General features: G+C 46.0%; 13 protein-coding genes, 1 rRNA gene and 1 other annotated feature. Of the genes, 12 read left to right on the forward strand and 2 right to left on the reverse strand.

Annotated elements, in window-relative coordinates:
• The first annotated feature begins 6 nt into the window (after nt 1-6).
• The 7 genes from VN379_RS03400 to VN379_RS03430 all read left to right on the forward strand — a co-directional run bounded on the left by VN379_RS03400 (nt 7) and on the right by VN379_RS03430 (nt 7,615).
• Complete coding sequence (locus VN379_RS03400) at nt 7-417, forward strand: hypothetical protein (RefSeq protein WP_325530802.1); 411 nt, start codon at nt 7-9, stop codon at nt 415-417.
• Entirely contained in the window at nt 410-1,549 is a 1,140-nt protein-coding gene (locus VN379_RS03405; RefSeq protein ID WP_325530804.1) for a lipoate--protein ligase, read from the forward strand. The genes VN379_RS03400 and VN379_RS03405 overlap by 8 nt, the downstream gene beginning before the upstream one ends.
• On the forward strand, nt 1,533-2,612 hold the full coding sequence (locus VN379_RS03410) for an NAD(P)/FAD-dependent oxidoreductase (RefSeq protein ID WP_325530806.1): 1,080 nt from the start codon (nt 1,533-1,535) through the stop codon (nt 2,610-2,612). The genes VN379_RS03405 and VN379_RS03410 overlap by 17 nt, the downstream gene beginning before the upstream one ends.
• Before the next feature lie 45 nt (nt 2,613-2,657).
• Entirely contained in the window at nt 2,658-3,731 is a 1,074-nt protein-coding gene (locus VN379_RS03415; RefSeq protein WP_325530808.1) for a radical SAM protein, read from the forward strand.
• Nucleotides 3,724-4,608: a radical SAM protein gene (locus VN379_RS03420; RefSeq protein WP_325530810.1), complete on the forward strand. Its 885-nt coding sequence runs from the start codon at nt 3,724-3,726 to the stop codon at nt 4,606-4,608. The genes VN379_RS03415 and VN379_RS03420 overlap by 8 nt, the downstream gene beginning before the upstream one ends.
• A 104-nt stretch (nt 4,609-4,712) precedes the next feature.
• Complete coding sequence (locus tag VN379_RS03425) at nt 4,713-6,311, forward strand: lipoyl protein ligase domain-containing protein (protein WP_325530812.1); 1,599 nt, start codon at nt 4,713-4,715, stop codon at nt 6,309-6,311.
• 248 nt (nt 6,312-6,559) lie between these two features.
• Nucleotides 6,560-7,615 carry a 2,3-butanediol dehydrogenase gene (locus tag VN379_RS03430; protein ID WP_325530814.1) on the forward strand — a complete coding sequence of 352 codons (1,056 nt, stop codon included), beginning with the start codon at nt 6,560-6,562 and terminating at the stop codon, nt 7,613-7,615.
• Between the two features lie 241 nt (nt 7,616-7,856).
• Here the strand turns inward: VN379_RS03430 and VN379_RS03435 are convergent, their stop codons facing one another.
• Together VN379_RS03435 and VN379_RS03440 are read right to left on the reverse strand one after the other, a co-directional pair.
• A complete protein-coding gene (locus VN379_RS03435; protein WP_325530816.1) occupies nt 7,857-9,776 on the reverse strand; it encodes a sigma 54-interacting transcriptional regulator in 1,920 nt (639 codons plus the stop codon).
• 205 nt (nt 9,777-9,981) lie between these two features.
• Nucleotides 9,982-10,935 (reverse strand): NAD(P)-dependent oxidoreductase, encoded by a 954-nt coding sequence (locus VN379_RS03440; protein ID WP_325530818.1) that lies wholly within the window; start codon nt 10,933-10,935, stop codon nt 9,982-9,984.
• A gap of 166 nt (nt 10,936-11,101) precedes the next feature.
• Between VN379_RS03440 and VN379_RS03445 the strand changes: the two genes are divergently transcribed.
• The 5 genes from VN379_RS03445 to VN379_RS03460 all read left to right on the forward strand — a co-directional run.
• Nucleotides 11,102-11,572, forward strand: a complete 471-nt coding sequence (locus tag VN379_RS03445) for a DoxX family protein (protein WP_325530820.1) — start codon at nt 11,102-11,104, stop codon at nt 11,570-11,572.
• 137 nt (nt 11,573-11,709) lie between these two features.
• Nucleotides 11,710-12,007, forward strand: a binding site (T-box leader).
• A gap of 46 nt (nt 12,008-12,053) precedes the next feature.
• The gene (locus VN379_RS25075) at nt 12,054-12,161 is read left to right on the forward strand and encodes a symporter small accessory protein (RefSeq protein WP_414714951.1); all 108 of its coding nucleotides are present in this window, start codon (nt 12,054-12,056) and stop codon (nt 12,159-12,161) included.
• A gap of 20 nt (nt 12,162-12,181) precedes the next feature.
• Entirely contained in the window at nt 12,182-13,762 is a 1,581-nt protein-coding gene (locus VN379_RS03450; protein ID WP_325530822.1) for a sodium:solute symporter family protein, read from the forward strand.
• 25 nt (nt 13,763-13,787) lie between these two features.
• Nucleotides 13,788-15,092, forward strand: a complete 1,305-nt coding sequence (locus tag VN379_RS03455; protein WP_325530824.1) for a phenylacetate--CoA ligase — start codon at nt 13,788-13,790, stop codon at nt 15,090-15,092.
• A 511-nt stretch (nt 15,093-15,603) separates the two neighbouring features.
• Nucleotides 15,604-15,676, forward strand: a 16S ribosomal RNA gene (locus tag VN379_RS03460); the annotation flags it as partial.

Below are 15,676 nucleotides of genomic sequence, written 5' to 3' on the forward strand. Positions count from 1 at the left end.
TGACCGATGAATGCAACTACATGGAATTTTCCTGAAGAGCTATTGTATGATACCCATTATCAGTGGATTAAAAAAGCGGGCAACAAAATTTTATTTGGCTTGACTCCTTATGGCCATGCGATCACCGGTGATATTTTGTATCTGGTTTTACCACCGGTGGGAGCAGGGGTGGATGGCGGCGGGGCCTGCGGGTCACTGGAGGCCGGAAAATGGGTAGGTCGTGTCTATGCCCCGGCCAGCGGTAAGGTAACTAATGTAAATGAAGCAGTGCTTTGCAGCCCTGCTCTCATTAGCCGGTCTCCTTATACTTGCTGGTTTGCGGAGATTGAGCTAGCCCGGCCTGAGGAGCTTGGTGAGCTGATGTCGGCCGCCGGTTTGCGCAGTTGGCTGGCTGAGGATATGAAAGCAAATGCCTAGTGTGGACAACAGTACCACTTTCCGGGTCCTGGATTCTGCACCTTGTAGTGCTGCTGAACATATGGCCTTAGATAAGGTAATCATAAGTGCCCACAGCCAGGGCAGCATTCCTAATACGCTGCGGTTTTTGCAGTTCAAACCCTGCGTGCTGGTTGGGGCGTTTCAAAACACGTTTTTAGAAGTAAATGTTCCCTATTGTCAGCAGAATGGCATTGATATAAACCGGCGGATTACCGGCGGGGGAAGCCTGTATTGGGGCCGGCTGGAATTAGGCTGGGAGCTGTATGCCGGTAAAAATACCCCTGGTATTCCCCGGCAGGTAGAAAGCATGTATCGCCTGTTATGTGAGGCAATGGCCCGGGGACTACAGACATTGGGACTGGAGGCTGCCTATAGGCCGGTCAATGATATTGAAATACAGGGACGTAAAATAGCCGGTACTGGTGGAACTGAATTAGCAGATTCTTTTGTCTTCCAATGCAGTTTGCTGGTTGATTTTGATGTGGATCAAATGCTGCGGGTTTTGCGGTTCCCTTTGGAAAAACTGGGCGACAAAGCTGTCAAATCCATGCGGGAGCGGGTAACCTCGATGAAAGATCAGCTAGGCTATGTCCCTGATGTCAGTTTAATTAAGCAAGTAATCGTAACTGGTTTGCAGAAAACCCTGGGTTATGAATTTGCTCCCGGCGGCCTTACTTCACAGGAAACGGGCATGCTCACTGAATCTTTGCCGTACTTTCAGAGTGAGGCCTGGATTTATGGCAACGCCGGCAGCGTAATAAATACTGTTGATTGTATAGCCAATTATAAGGCGCCCGGCGGCCTTATAAGGGTTCAGATGCGCTTGGATGAAGGTGTCCGCGTAATCAAATATCTGATTATCAGCGGTGACTTTTTCGCTTATCCGGCCAGGGTAATCAACGACCTTGAGACAGCTCTGAAAAACACCCCTATCGACAGATTGCGTATTACTGACACGATTAAGAAATTTTTTCTTACCAATCAGGCTGAGATTCCTGGTGTTTCGCCTGAACACTTTGTTGAGGCCGTCTTGCTTGCTGTAGCGAAGGCCAAAGAAGCTCACCTGGCTGAGAAAGTCTTGACGGAGGTTTGTTGTGAAAACAACAAGTGAACACTATGACGTGATCGTTGTCGGGGCGGGACCGGCGGGCTGCATTGCTGCCAAACGTCTGGGGCAGGGTGGGCTGAAGGTGTTGATGATTGAACAACGTACGGTCATCGGCAGTCATGTCCAGTGTGCAGAGTTCGTTCCCCTTACTATTTCGCGTCAAGCAGCTTTGCGGGCAAGCGATATAGCCCAGCCTGTCCAGGGAATTAAAACCTTTATTAACGGTAAGCTGACAAGTACACTTCGGGCCCCGGGCTATGTACTTAACCGGGTGCTATGGGATGAATATCAGGCACAGCTGGCAAAAGCAGCCGGCGTTTCAATTATAACCGCAACCCGCGTGAGCGGTATTGACGGTAAGGAGTTAAGAGTATCAAGTGGTGGTCAGTCTTGGGAGCTTAGCGCAGACTTCATTCTTGGCTGCGATGGCCCTCGTTCTATTGTCGGCAAAAAGTTAGCAAATGAACCTCAGGCAATGTGTGTTGCTCTACAGTATGAAAAGATGCTCACTAAACCACTGGAACATGCTGAGATTTACTTTGATCCGGCCTATTACGGTGGCTATGCCTGGGTTTTTCCCAAAGGCAAAGCCGCCAATGTCGGAGTGGCCATCCATGCTGCTTGTAAAGATAGATTGAAATCTGCATTAGCGGATTTCTGCCGGAAAACTGCTAACAGGGGGCTAATACAAGCTGGGGCGGCTTCAGTCGCAACAGGTGGATTGATACCGGCAGGCGGCTTAGTAAAAAATCTGGCAAATGACCATATGCTGGTAGCCGGTGATGCGGCCGGCTGCACTCATCCAATTACCGGTGCCGGCATTATGAATGCTGTTGTCAGTGGTGATTTGGCTGCCAGGGCAGTGATCCTGCAAGTTAGCAGTAACGGTAGAGAGCAGATTGCCAGGAATTACACACGCACGTTACTTGCAGAGTATGGGACTCAGTTTGCTATTGCGAGTGACCGGCTGATGCGCCGTAACCAAAGGTGGACAGAAAACCCGGCAGAATTCAGTGCGCTCATAAGGCGCAGTTGGATTGCTTTTCCGGAGTACTATATGCAATAGTGAATTTCACAGAAAGAACTATTTACGTTGAGGGGGTTCCGGGTCATGGACAATATTGGCAGACTGGAAAGCCCGGATTATGTGCAGACCAGCTTGGCTGGTGCTATGGCGTTAGGTCTCGAACCAGGAAGTTTTTACCGTAACGCCTATCCGGGAAGCTTGAATTTATTAATGACATATCAGGACGGATGCCGGGCCAATTGCAGCTACTGCGGATTAGCCAGAGAACGGTATGCCGAACCTGATAAAAATACCTTCATCAGAGTAAAATGGCCGGTTTATGAACTTTCCAATATAATTGATATTTTGAAACGGCCACCGCAGGCTGCTGCCGCTAAAGTTCAAAAACTAGGCCGGATTTGTATATCGATGATTACTCATCCCCGCGCGGCGGCTGACTGCATCGATATCGTCAAACGGTTAAGTGCTTCAACCCAGTTACCGATTAGTGTACTGGCATCGCCAACCATATTGCAGGGGGCGAGTGCTTTTTTTAACGGGATTAAAGCTGCCGGTGCAGACCGGGTGGGGATAGCGGTAGATGCTGCAACCCCTGAATTGTTTTTTGACATGCGGGGGCAAGCTGTAGGAGGACCTCACCGGTGGGAGACCTACTGGGAGGCAATCGAACAAGCTGTTACGGTGTTTGATCGTGAACATGTAAGCGTACATTTAATTGTAGGGCTTGGTGAAACAGAACAAGCGATGGTACAGACAATAGATAGGGCTAATCAATACGGTGCGCAGGCCCACCTGTTCTCATTCTGCCCGGAACCTGGCAGCAGGTTGAGCGGCTATAAACCGCCGTCATACGGTCAATACAGGCGTATTCAGCTGGCGGCATACCTGCTTAATAAAAAACAAAGTACAATTGACGCTTTTGAATTTAATGCTCATGGGAAAATAGTTAGCTATGGTAACCGGCTGCATGAACTATTAGGGGATGATCTGGCAGCAGGCGAGCCCTTCAGAACCTCAGGCTGTCCTAACCGGGAGGGCTGTGTGGCGTGCAACCGGCCGTATGGAAACGAGCGGCCAGGCCCTGATTTGCGTAACTATCCTTTCCAGCCGGAGGATAGTGATATAGATACCATTAAAGGACAGATATGGGATGAATAATATTGCGTTTTATGCGCCAGGAGTACGGCACTATGACAATGGCTTATATCAAAATAGCGTAAACTCTTTTGTTAACATAAGTATCACCGGCTCCGAGTGTCAATGCCGCTGTGAACACTGCCAGGGACAGCTGCTCAATAGCATGCTGTCAGCTACCGAGCCTGAACTGTTAGTGGAACTGGCCGCTGATTTACACAGGCGTGATTGTCGCGGGGTGCTCATAAGCGGTGGGGCCTGCCAGGACGGCAGTGTGCCGTTACTGCGTTTTGCCGGGGCACTAAAAGAAGTTGCCAGCATGGGTTTGGCGGTCGTAGTTCACCCTGGGCTGCTGACCGATGAACTGGCAAAAGTATTGGCTCATTCAGATGTAACGCGGGTAGCCCTTGATTTAATTGGGGATAGTGCTACAATTCGCGAGGTATATCACCTGACGCGGACCCCTGAAGACTATCAGAACAGCTTGCGAGCAGCACGTCTGGCTGGTCTGAAGGCTTCACCACATATTGTCATCGGTCTTCATTTTGGTGAGATTCGCGGGGAATATGAAGCTCTTAAGATGGTCGCAGCTGAAGGGGCGGAAAGTTTGGTCTTAGTACTATTGAATCCCTTACGGAGTACACCAATGCGAGATGTTGTTCCCCCGCCGGCCGAGTCGGTAGCCAGGATTTTTAAGACTGCCAGAGAGCTATTGCCAAATACCCCGATTGCTTTAGGCTGTGCCCGCCCGCCAGGACTATATGCCCGGACGATAGAACGGCTGGCGGTAGAAGCCGGTTTTAACGCGATTGCCTATCCAGCTCGTGAAACTGTAGATTATGTACATTCACTCGGATACACTGTGTCTTATCAAGAGACCTGTTGCGGCATACTGGCATAAGTAAGAGGATACATGTTTTAGATATTAGGGTACAGTAAATTTACTAGAGAGTCCCGGCTTCGAACGGCGTAGCCGGGACATTCGTTTTTGGAGGGAGGTAAAAGATGAGACCAGTGCGCGTATTAGACACTGGATCCCGAACGGGCGCTCAAAATGTGGCATTGGCTAAGGCTTTGTTAATGGCCTGCAACAAACAATTAATTCCCGACACGCTACGTTTCTTTCAGTTTAATTCTGACTGTGTTTTGCTTGGTTACCATCAAATAGCCGAACAGGAGGTCAGGCTAAGCTTCTGTTACGAGCAGGGGATTGAGGTTAATCGCAGGTTGTCAGGCGGCAATACTGTTTATTGCGATGAATCCACCCTTGGCTGGGAGACTGTGGTGTATCGTGCAGGCTTGGCTACAGGTGAACAGCTGGAAACATTGACGATGCAGCTTGGTGCTGCTATCACCCGGGGTCTTAATCTACTTGGGGTAAATGCCCAATATAAACACCCTGGTACCGTAGAAGTGGCAGGACGTGAACTCTGTTGGCTTGGTGGCACCCGGCACGGGAACGCAGTTCTTTATCAAGGCTGTGTTCGCATTAATGATGTTACTATTGAGAGAATGCTGTATGCCTTGCGTATTCCTACGGAAAAGCTAAAAAACAAAGAGATTGATTTGTTCAGCAAGAAATTTACCAGTCTTAAAGGGGTGCTCAGTGAACCTCCCACACTGGCTAGCGTTAAGGGGGCGATCGTTGAAGGCTTTTGCGAGGTTTTTCATGCTGCTGCTACTCCGGGGAGACTTAAAGACATCGAAGACAACTATTATCAGACGGCATATAGTGAGACTTCTTCGCAAGAATGGGTTTCCGGTCAAGCTGAAGTCATCAATCCAGGGCATTACCAACTTCGGGATACCTCAAAGGAACAGGCTGTAGTTACAGTTTCTATAGCTATGGATGCTCATCAACAACAGATTGACGCTGTATCCATAGCTGGAGACTTTTATGCTTATCCCCTTGAATTAGTTCAAGAACTAGAGGCTGGTTTATGTGGCATTATGGCTAACCCTGCTTTAATAAGAAAAACAGTGAATGATTGTTTCCGCAAACACCAAGGCTATGTACCGGGATTATTACCAGACCATTTTAGTCAAACAATAATTAGGGCTGCCGAAAAGCTACGCTTTCTTGACTGGGGCGCCTATCCCGAAGAGCTAAACGAGATCACTATCGTTGGTGATTGTATAGCAAAAGACATTTTTGAGCAACCGGTAACGCCTTTGCTTGTTCCTTACTGCGCCAAAGATATAGGCTGCAAATTTCGTTATATAGAGGGCTGCGGACGGTGCGGAAAATGTGACATTAGCGATGCTTACAACCTGGCAGACCAATACGGCTTGGCGACGATTACCATCCAAAATTACGAAATGCTTGAGGAAAAGCTGGAAAATTTAAAGAAGAATGGCTGTAGGGTTTTTATAGGAGCTTGCTGTGAATCTTTTTGGGTTAAGCATGCCAGGGATTTCGAGCGAATTGGATTACCAGGTATACTCGTTAATGTTGACAACAGTACCTGCTATGACCTTGGCAAAGAGCAAAAAGCTTATCAAGGCAGTTTTGAAAATCAGACTAGGTTAAAAAATGACCTGATTTTACGAATTTTGCAAAGGCTCGCGAATTATAGCGATGAAGCATTAAATGGTATTGCTTAGAATAACGGTTCATATCCCGGCATAATGCCGGGGATTTTTTTTGTAGCGCAAATGATCGGCAGGGCTACATTTATGGATAATTATGGAACAGAATGCAACAAACTAATGTTCCGAATCTTAATAATTATATAAATATTGAGTTAACGATAGGGGATTTCTGACTCAAGGCAAGGCTCGATACTGGCACGTTTTTTGCGACAGTAGAAACTGTGAGGATGTAGAATCCTTTATTATAAGGGGGAGTTTGAATGAAAGCAGCGGTATGGTATGGTAAAAAAGACGTGCGGGTTATGGATGTTCCTGAGCCGCCGAGCCCGCAAGCAGGCTGGGTCAAGGTAAAGGTACAGTGGTGTGGAATTTGTGGCTCAGACCTACATGAATACCTGGCCGGTCCAATTTTTATTCCTGTAGATAAGCCACATGCCCTAACCGGCAGTACGGCCCCTATCATTCTCGGTCATGAGTTTTCCGGTGATGTAGTAGAGGTTGGACCTGGGGTAACAAACGTAACAATTGGCGACCGGGTTGCGCCTGACGCCTGTCAGGTGTGCTGGGAATGCCCGCGCTGCCAGGAGAAGCGCTACAGTCTGTGTGAGAAACTGGCCTTCACCGGGTTAATGACTGACGGGGCTTTTGCAGAGTATGTAAATGTACCGGCCTACACAATATACAAGATTCCAGATGACATGTCCTATGAGGTTGCCGCACTCATTGAGCCGTTGGCGGTAGGGATGCATGCCGTACGGCGTGCACCTCTGGTTCAGGGGGATACTGCAGTAATTATGGGGGCGGGGACAATCGGTCTTGCTACCCTCATGTGCGCAAGGGCGGCCGGGGCCAGTAAGGTATATACGGTAGAGGTCGCCAAGGCAAGGAAGGAATACGCCTTAAAGGCAGGTGCCACAGCTGTTTTAGACCCTACAGAGGTCGATGTGATTGCCAAGGTGAGGGAACTTACCAACGGGGGCGCAGATGTAGTATTTGAGTGTGTGGGCAGCGATAAAACGGCCCCTATTGCCATAGAACTGGCCCGTTCAGCAGGTAAGGTGGTTATTGTGGGTATCTTTGAAAAAGCCTCTGCGTTGAATTTCAATGCTTTGTCTTTTACAGAAAGAGGAGTTGTGGGCTCTTTGGCCTATTACGGTGAGTTTGCGCCGGCGATTCAGCTTGTGTCTGATGGCAGGATTGACGTTGAGCCGTTGATTACCGGTAAGATAAGCCTTGACGACATTGTCGAGAAGGGTTTTGAGGAGTTAGTAAATCGCAAAGAACAAAATATCAAGGTTATTGTAAAACCGTTTTAAGATAAGAAAAGACTTGGCTTGTGCCAAGTCCCTCAGGACGCCGGCAGAAGTCTTAGTCGTTCTTATGTCAACAGAGTTTATTATAAATTCTGGTAGACTAAAATAAGGCCAAGGATGTAAGTTAACAGGAAACTTCATCCTTGGCCTATTAGTTTTGCATTAAGGCAATTCAGGTACACCAAAGTGAGGTGCTAATCGATGCAAAGCACTTTAGCCTGAAAGTTTATTGTGGCGGCTGTTTTCAGTTGGATAAATTATATTGGCGCATTTTTCGATACAGAGTACTGCGGGCAATCCCCATTTGTTTAGCGGCATGACTGATATTGCCACTTGCATTGAGCAAGAAATCGACGATCTGCCGGCGCTCTTTTTCATTTAGATTTTGCTTAATCATTTCCCGCGCGCAGATAGCATCATTTCTTGACAGTGAAGTTAGAGAAGTGACCGGTAATCCTGCAGGAGTTATAATATGTTCAGGTAAATGCTCGGGCTTAATTGTATCCTCTTCGGCGATACTAATAACCCTTTCCACAATATTCTGTAATTCCCGAATGTTTCCTGGCCACTGATATTGTTGCAGAAGCGTAATTACCGCAGGATCAACTTTTCTTATGGTTTTGCCCCATTCGCGGCCCATAGTATTGAGCATGTATCTGAATATTACCGGGATATCTTCCTGACGTTCGCGTAGCGGCGGAATCTTCAGGGAGATAACATTTAACCGGTAATACAGGTCTTGACGAAAGTTACCTTTATCAACTTCGTGGGCCAGGTTTTTGTTGGTGGCGCAGATAATTCTTAAATCAACGGGAATGACTTTATTGTCACCCATACGTGTAATCTTTCGTTCCTGGATTACCCTAAGTAAAGCTACCTGCAGTTCGAGCGGCGTGTCGCCAATTTCATCAAGAAAAATCGTCCCCCCGGAAGCAAACTCAAATTTCCCGGGTCTTCCCCCGCGGCGGGCCCCGGTAAAAGCCCCTTCTGTATAACCAAACAGCTCACTTATCATCAGCTCTCTGGGGATTGCGCCGCAGTTGACTGCGACAAAAGGTCCTTTGCGTCGTGAACTCTGATTGTGGATTGCTTGCGCAAAAACCTCTTTTCCAGTACCGCTTTCTCCCTCTATGAGTACGTTGGATACCCCTGCAGCAGCCTGAGTGGCCAGTTGAACCGTTTTTTGTATCGCAGGGCACTGGCCGATAATATTACCAAACCGGAAGGTCGCCTGGGCGCCACTTAGGCGGTTAACCAGATTATGAACTATTTTCATGGGGCGGAGGATGATAACACCACCTGATAGCTCACCCTCATCATCGACGATAGGTCTGCCGGAGGACAGACAGTGTAAACGGCCTAAGCTGGCATCAATAAAAATCTCAAAATCAGTGTAAGCAGCCTGTTGTTTATAAATATTCTCTATAAACGGAGTCTCGCTGCCCATAAGTTCTTTCACCGACTTATTTAGAAGCTCACCGCCAGGTCTGTCAAAGATCTCTTCCGCAATCACATTAACTTGTTTGACAATGCCATTATTATCAATAATTAAAACTCCATCTGACATGGTGTTAAATATATTCTCAAGCCGGTTATAGGACAAAACTATTTCGCGGTTATTCTCTTTCAGCTTCAATGTTTGGTAGGCGTTTTTTGATAAAGTGTTAGCAACCGAAAAAAGGACTTTCGCAGCAGCATGGACCTTTTCTGTGGCCACTACAGGGATTTCTTTTATGGCAGCTATGTATTTGTTTACATCAACACCCAATTCGCTTGCTACTTTATGACAAGAAGCCTCACTTGGTGCTTTAGTTAAAACCTGGCCGCCAAATATTGTGCCAAGTACTTGGCCGTTAAGGATGATAGGGGCTGCGAAATCAATTAAGCCTGCATGGCATTGGTATACTGCAGGCTTGGCAGTTTGCAGTGCCATATCTGCTCCGCGCATGTCGTCAGCCAAACAACGCTTTAGTCCAAGCGGGCTACTTCGGATAATTTCTTTACAAAACGTGGAAAAGCAGCTGGGACAAGTTATCGCTTGTCCTTGATTATCCTCTATCAAACTGGCCACGCCTACACTTAAGGCGAAATTGTCCTGAAATTCTTGTAAAAAAGGCGCATCAATCAGGTTTTGTAATTTCACGTTACTTATTTTTGTCATCATTGCCTCCCTCATTAACAGTAAGACCAAAGTGACAGAAGTGGTAATTATTCCCATTGAATATATTGTAACCTAGAATTGCATTTTTGTCTTGCAGAAAACCGGGGATAGGCAGTTGGCTTTTTTGCCCGGCATTAATAATTAGAATATTTAGATATTTACAACTGAGGGCCGGCCTAATTTGCCTTAGACCAACCCCGTGCACCTATTAACTAACAACATTAATTGGTTTTTCCTGAAGAAAGGCTTCGATATTGTCGGCCATCATATTGATAAGCCGCTGTCTGGCTTCTAGCGGTTTCCACCCGATATGTGGGGTGAGGATTACGTTATCCATCGCAAATAAGGGGTTATCCAGTTCCGGCGGTTCAGGGTCCTGAACGTCCAGGGCAGCACCAGCGATGATTCCTGCCTGTAACGCCTCGATCAAATCTTTTTCTTTGATAAGAGCCCCTCTTGAGGTATTTATAATAAACGCGGACGGTTTCATCATGTTTAAATTATCTTTATTTATTAGATGCTTTGTATCAGTGGTAAGGGGGCAATGAAGGGATACAAAATCACTCCGGGTAATCAATTCTTTGAGTGAAACAGATTGTATTCTTGGATCGTTCCATGCTTTTGTCGTTCTGTTGAATACGAGGATATTCATCCCCAGTGCCAGGGCAATTTTTATGACCTGCTGCCCAATACTGCCTGAACCAATAATACCAAGTGTTTTATTCTGAATCTCGACATGGGGTACCGTAAGGTGTTTGGTAAAGTTGTCGTGATTTTTCTGTTTGAGCATAATCTGTTGTTTGGTTAACGAAGCACTGAGACTTAATATAAAAGTGATTGCTAACTGAGCAACTGCCTCAGTACTGTAGCCGGGAACATTGCAAACCGTAATGTTCTTTTCTTTGGCAGCGGCGATATCAATGTTGTTATAGCCAGTTCCGGCTTCACATATGAGCTTAACAGAAGGAGGGAACTGAGCAATCAACTCTTTGCCTACCGGTAACTCCTTGGTAATAATAATGTTTTGCTCTTTAACCCTGTCTAGAATTTCTTTGTCGCTGCTGGCATCATATTTTGTGACTGTAGTGAGTTTGGCTAATTGAGAGAAATCCAATTTGTTGTCAAAGTTAAGTTTAGCTGCGTTAAGAAATACTGTTTTCATAGCTACCCCCCCTATTATTAGAACATTTACAAATTTAAGTATATTATCGTCTCAGAAGCCTGTCAACTTTTTGGTAGCTTTAGGGAATGGGTTCATGTTAATATATTTTTGGTAAGAACGAGGTACACTTTATAGTAGGGTCAGAAACTAAAGGAGAAGTGATTTGATGAAACAATTTTTGCGGTCATTTGCACAGATGCTTTCCAGGTATCGAGATATGGCTATCCTTCTTTTCCGTCTGGGTTTAGGTGGTATGTTTATGTGGCATGGTTGGCCTAAAATTATCGGCGGCCCTGAAAAATGGTCTGGTCTTGGCGGGGCTATGGGTACTTTCGGCATTGAGTTTGCGCCTGGTTTCTGGGGCTTTATGGCTAGTTTCGCCGAGTTTGGCGGCGGTCTATTGTTTGCAATTGGTCTATTTTATCGTCCGGCTTGTTTCCTGCTATTTAGCAATATGATGGTTGCATTTACGAGCCAGATGATAGATGGTAAGGGGTTGCAGAAAGCCTCGCAATCTTTAGAAGATGGTTTAAGTTTTTTCGGCGCGGCCTTTATTGGACCTGGCAAATACAGCTTAGATTACTTTCTGGGTATTGAAGAATCGGCAGAGCGGTCAGGCAACATGAACAGAAGATAGGTGCCTATAAAAATGGGATTCTCTAGGAAAATAAGCTTGACAAAAGACAGGTGTACTGTTATATTAAACTCAAAGTAACAAGGGTGTTTTAAAAATACAAAAGACACAACAAACAATTACAATTAAATATAACTATCCTAAAGACCGTGAAGAGGAGAAGTAGCATTCAATTGCAGCGCAGAGAGCCGGCGGCAGGTGTGAGCCCGGTCTGGGGTTGAATCGTGAAGTACACCTCGGAGTTGCTAGCTGAAGAGTTCAGCTAACTATATAGTTAGTTTCTGAATTTGGTAGGTGTGGTCGGAACTTCCGCCGTTATCAGGAAGGGGGTCTCGGTAAACCATTGTTTACCCGTACTCTGCAGAGGAGGAGTCGATTAGCGTCAGCTTAACGGCTCTACAAGGGTGGTATCGCGGGAATAGAACTCCCGTCCCTTATTTAATAAGGGGCGGGAGTTTACTTTTTTTACAGGAGGTGATTACACATGTTTGGACTTACTGATCCATGGATTGCCCTAGCTTATGGAACTTGTCTGGGTTCTACTGCTCTTTGCATTATATATGCGGTTTGGAAAGGTAAAAAGGCAGATTAAATAATAGAGGAGAGAATTTTATGGATAATCAGTTACTCTATATCATGCTTGTAGTATATTTGGGGATAACGGTATTGCTTGGCTATCTTGGCTATCGACATACCAAATCAGCAAAAGACTATATGATTGCGGGGGGCAATGTGCATCCGGTACTGATGGCTTTGGCGTATGGTTCTACTTTTATTTCTACGTCGGCGATTGTTGGTTTTGGCGGGGCGGCTGGTGTCTATGGGATGAGTTTGTTATGGTTGACAGCATTTAATATATTCGTAGGCATCTTTGTTGCTTTTGTTTTCTTTGGCGTCAGAACCCGTCAGATAGCGTACGAACTACAGGTAAAAACATTTCCCGAGTTCTTGGGCGCCCGTTTCGATTCGCCATTTATTAGGAAGTTTTCTGCAGGGGTGATCAGTCTGACTATGCCGCTGTATGCAGCTGCAGTCATGATTGGTGGAGCCCGTTATATGGAAGAAGCCCTAAATATGAGTTATACATCAGCTTTGACAATATTTGCACTCATCGTACTTGCTTATGTCTTCTTTGGGGGATTGCGCGGGGTTATTTATACAGATGCCATGCAGGGGGTCATCATGTTTGCCGGTATGGCGGCATTAGTTATTCTAACCTATTCTGCGCTAGGTGGTGTCACTCCCGCTCATAGCAAATTGGAAGCTTTAAAACAGCTCGTTCCTGCCGGTCTTGCCGCTAAAGGACATCTAGGCTGGACGGCTATGCCTGCTTTTGGGTCAGAGATATGGTGGTTTGTTATTTCTACTTTGATTCTTGGTGTTGGTATTGGGGTCTTGGCCCAGCCGCAGTTAGCTGTCCGCTTTATGACGGTAGCCAGTTCCCAGGATATATATAAGGGTTTAAGCATCGGATCTATATTCATTTTGTTTATGACCGGTGTGGCATTTACTGTCGGGGCATTATCTAATGTGTATTTTATGGAGCATGGTGGTACACTGGCCTTGGCTGCAACCGCAGTCGGAGGAGTGGCGCCGAATGTCGATAAGATCATTCCATTATTTATTACGCAGGCTATGCCGGAATGGCTAAAATATTTATTTCTATTTACGTTGCTATCAGCTGCCATGTCGACCTTAAGCGGGCAGTTTCATATTATCTCCACATCCATTTCGTACGACTTAAACCCCAAGCAGGGACGAAGTGATAAGCGAACTCTCCTGTTAGCACGGCTTGGTACGCTGTTTGGCTTTGTTCTCACCATTGCTTTGGCACTAAAGCTGCCGTTCGGCGTGATCGCCGTAGCTACGGCATTGTTTTTCGGGCTGTGTACCTCGGCGTTTCTGCCTATGTATACGGCTGCGCTATATTGGCCCAAAATTACCCCCGCCGGCGCCATCTCAAGCATGGTCATCGCATCAGTAATTTACCTTTGTCTGGTGCTGTTTGTGCATGAGAAAGAAGCCACTATTTTTGGTGTATGTTTCAACCTGTTCGGGGTGAATACCCTGGCAATTGCCCCCTGGACATATATCGATCCACTTGTTATCACCTTGCCAATTAGTGCTTTTGTTCTTGTTGCTGTCAGTTTATTAACGCAGCCTGTATCTCAGGCTGTGACTGAAGGCCGATAAATATATTGAGAGAAGGTTAGAGGTTATGATATGGGACACTGAAGCCGAGTGCCTGGATCGAAGCAAGATGGCAGCGTTACAGCTAACCAGGTTACGGCACGTAGTACAACGAGTTTACGAGAATGTTCCTTTTTACCGCCAGGCATTAGATAATGCACGAGTAGGATTAAACCATATTCGCTCTTTGCAAGATGTGAGTTTGCTCCCCTTTACTACTAAAGACGATATCCGCAATAATTACCCATATGGCTTATTTAGCTCATCCCTGAAAAAAATTGTGCGTTTACATGCCTCTTCCGGTACTACCGGGAAACCAACTGTGGTTGGTTATACCAAACAGGATATCGAATTATGGGCCGACATGGTAACCCGATTGGCTGTCGCCGCCGGTGCGAGGGAAGATGATGTAGCTCAGGTAGCTTTTGGCTATGGACTCTTCACCGGAGCGTTCGGGCTACATTATGGATTGGAACGGCTTGGCGCCACTATCGTACCGGCTTCCACCGGAAATACAGAACGGCAGATTATGATGATGCAGGATTTTGGCACTACAATATTGGTAAGTACACCGTCGTATTCCCTCTATCTTGCAGAAACTGCCCATAGCATGGATATAGATACCCGGTCGCTTAATGTTCGGTTAGGTTTGTTTGGGGCCGAAGGTTGTTCCGAAGAAATGCGGCAGGTTATAGAACGTATCTGGGGCATCAGTGCCGTCGAAAACTATGGTATGAGCGAATTAATCGGTCCTGGCGTATCAGGAGAATGTGAGTGTAAGGCAGGGTTGCATATTAATGAGGACCACTTTTATCCGGAGATTATTGATCCACTGACCGGCACGCCGTTACCCTATGGTGAAATGGGGGAGTTGGTTATTACCACTATGACTAAGGAAGGATTTCCGTTGCTGCGGTACCGGACCCGTGATATCACCAGTCTTAATCCGGAACCTTGTAAATGTGGCAGGACGTTAGTACGTATGACAAAGGTTCAGGGACGTACTGATGATATGCTTAAAATCCGTGGGGTAAACGTTTTTCCTTCGCAGATTGAGAGTGTACTAGTAGGTATCCGGGAAATTGGCCCTCATTATAACATCATTGTTCGCAAGAGAGGCTACCTGGATGATATGGAGGTTATGGTTGAGCTGGCAGATGAAACTTTACTAGAAGACTTTCGAAAACTAGAAGGTCTGCAGGATGTGATCCGACATAAGCTGCGAGTAATACTATCGATAGATGCTACTGTAAAATTAGTACAGCCGAGAACTATAGCCCGTTCGGAAGGTAAAGCTAAGCGAATTATAGACTTGAGAAACCAAAAAGAGTAATTGTCATATTTTTGTCATATTTGCGTGGTATAGTTAAACCTGTAAAGTTAACTAGACGGCGTGCCGGTGTGATAAAGCTCTAATATTTTAGTAATGCTATACCAATAATCCGGTGCGTTGTCTATTTAAATAAAAGTTCTTCTATGCCGCTGCCGACTGGTAGTGGTATTTTATTTTGGTCTCCTGTAGATAGAAATAGAGATAACTCATAAAATAAACTTGACATAATGACAAGTCCATGGTAATCTATAAAAGTCGCTAATGAGCGGCGGTAATAATTGGTAAGAAATTAATGTTGACATAAATAAATGAAAATGCTATTATGATGTTCTGCCGGTTAACAAAACCGCAACAAAACAACGTTCCCTGAAAACTGAACAATGTAAAGTAATGCATCATAAAAAAGCCAGATGTGCGATGTGCTGCTTGCAGCACAAGCAACAAACAAGATTTGATTGATGATGAGCCGATAAACGGCTTCAATATAAGTAGTCCTAGTGACTGCGAAAATTTATTGGAGAGTTTGATCCTGGCTCAGGACGAACGCTGGCGGCGTGCCTAACACATGCAAGTCGAACGGAGTA

The sequence above is a fragment of the Sporomusa sp. genome, assembly GCF_035561255.1.
GTDB lineage: Bacteria > Bacillota > Negativicutes > Sporomusales > Sporomusaceae > Sporomusa.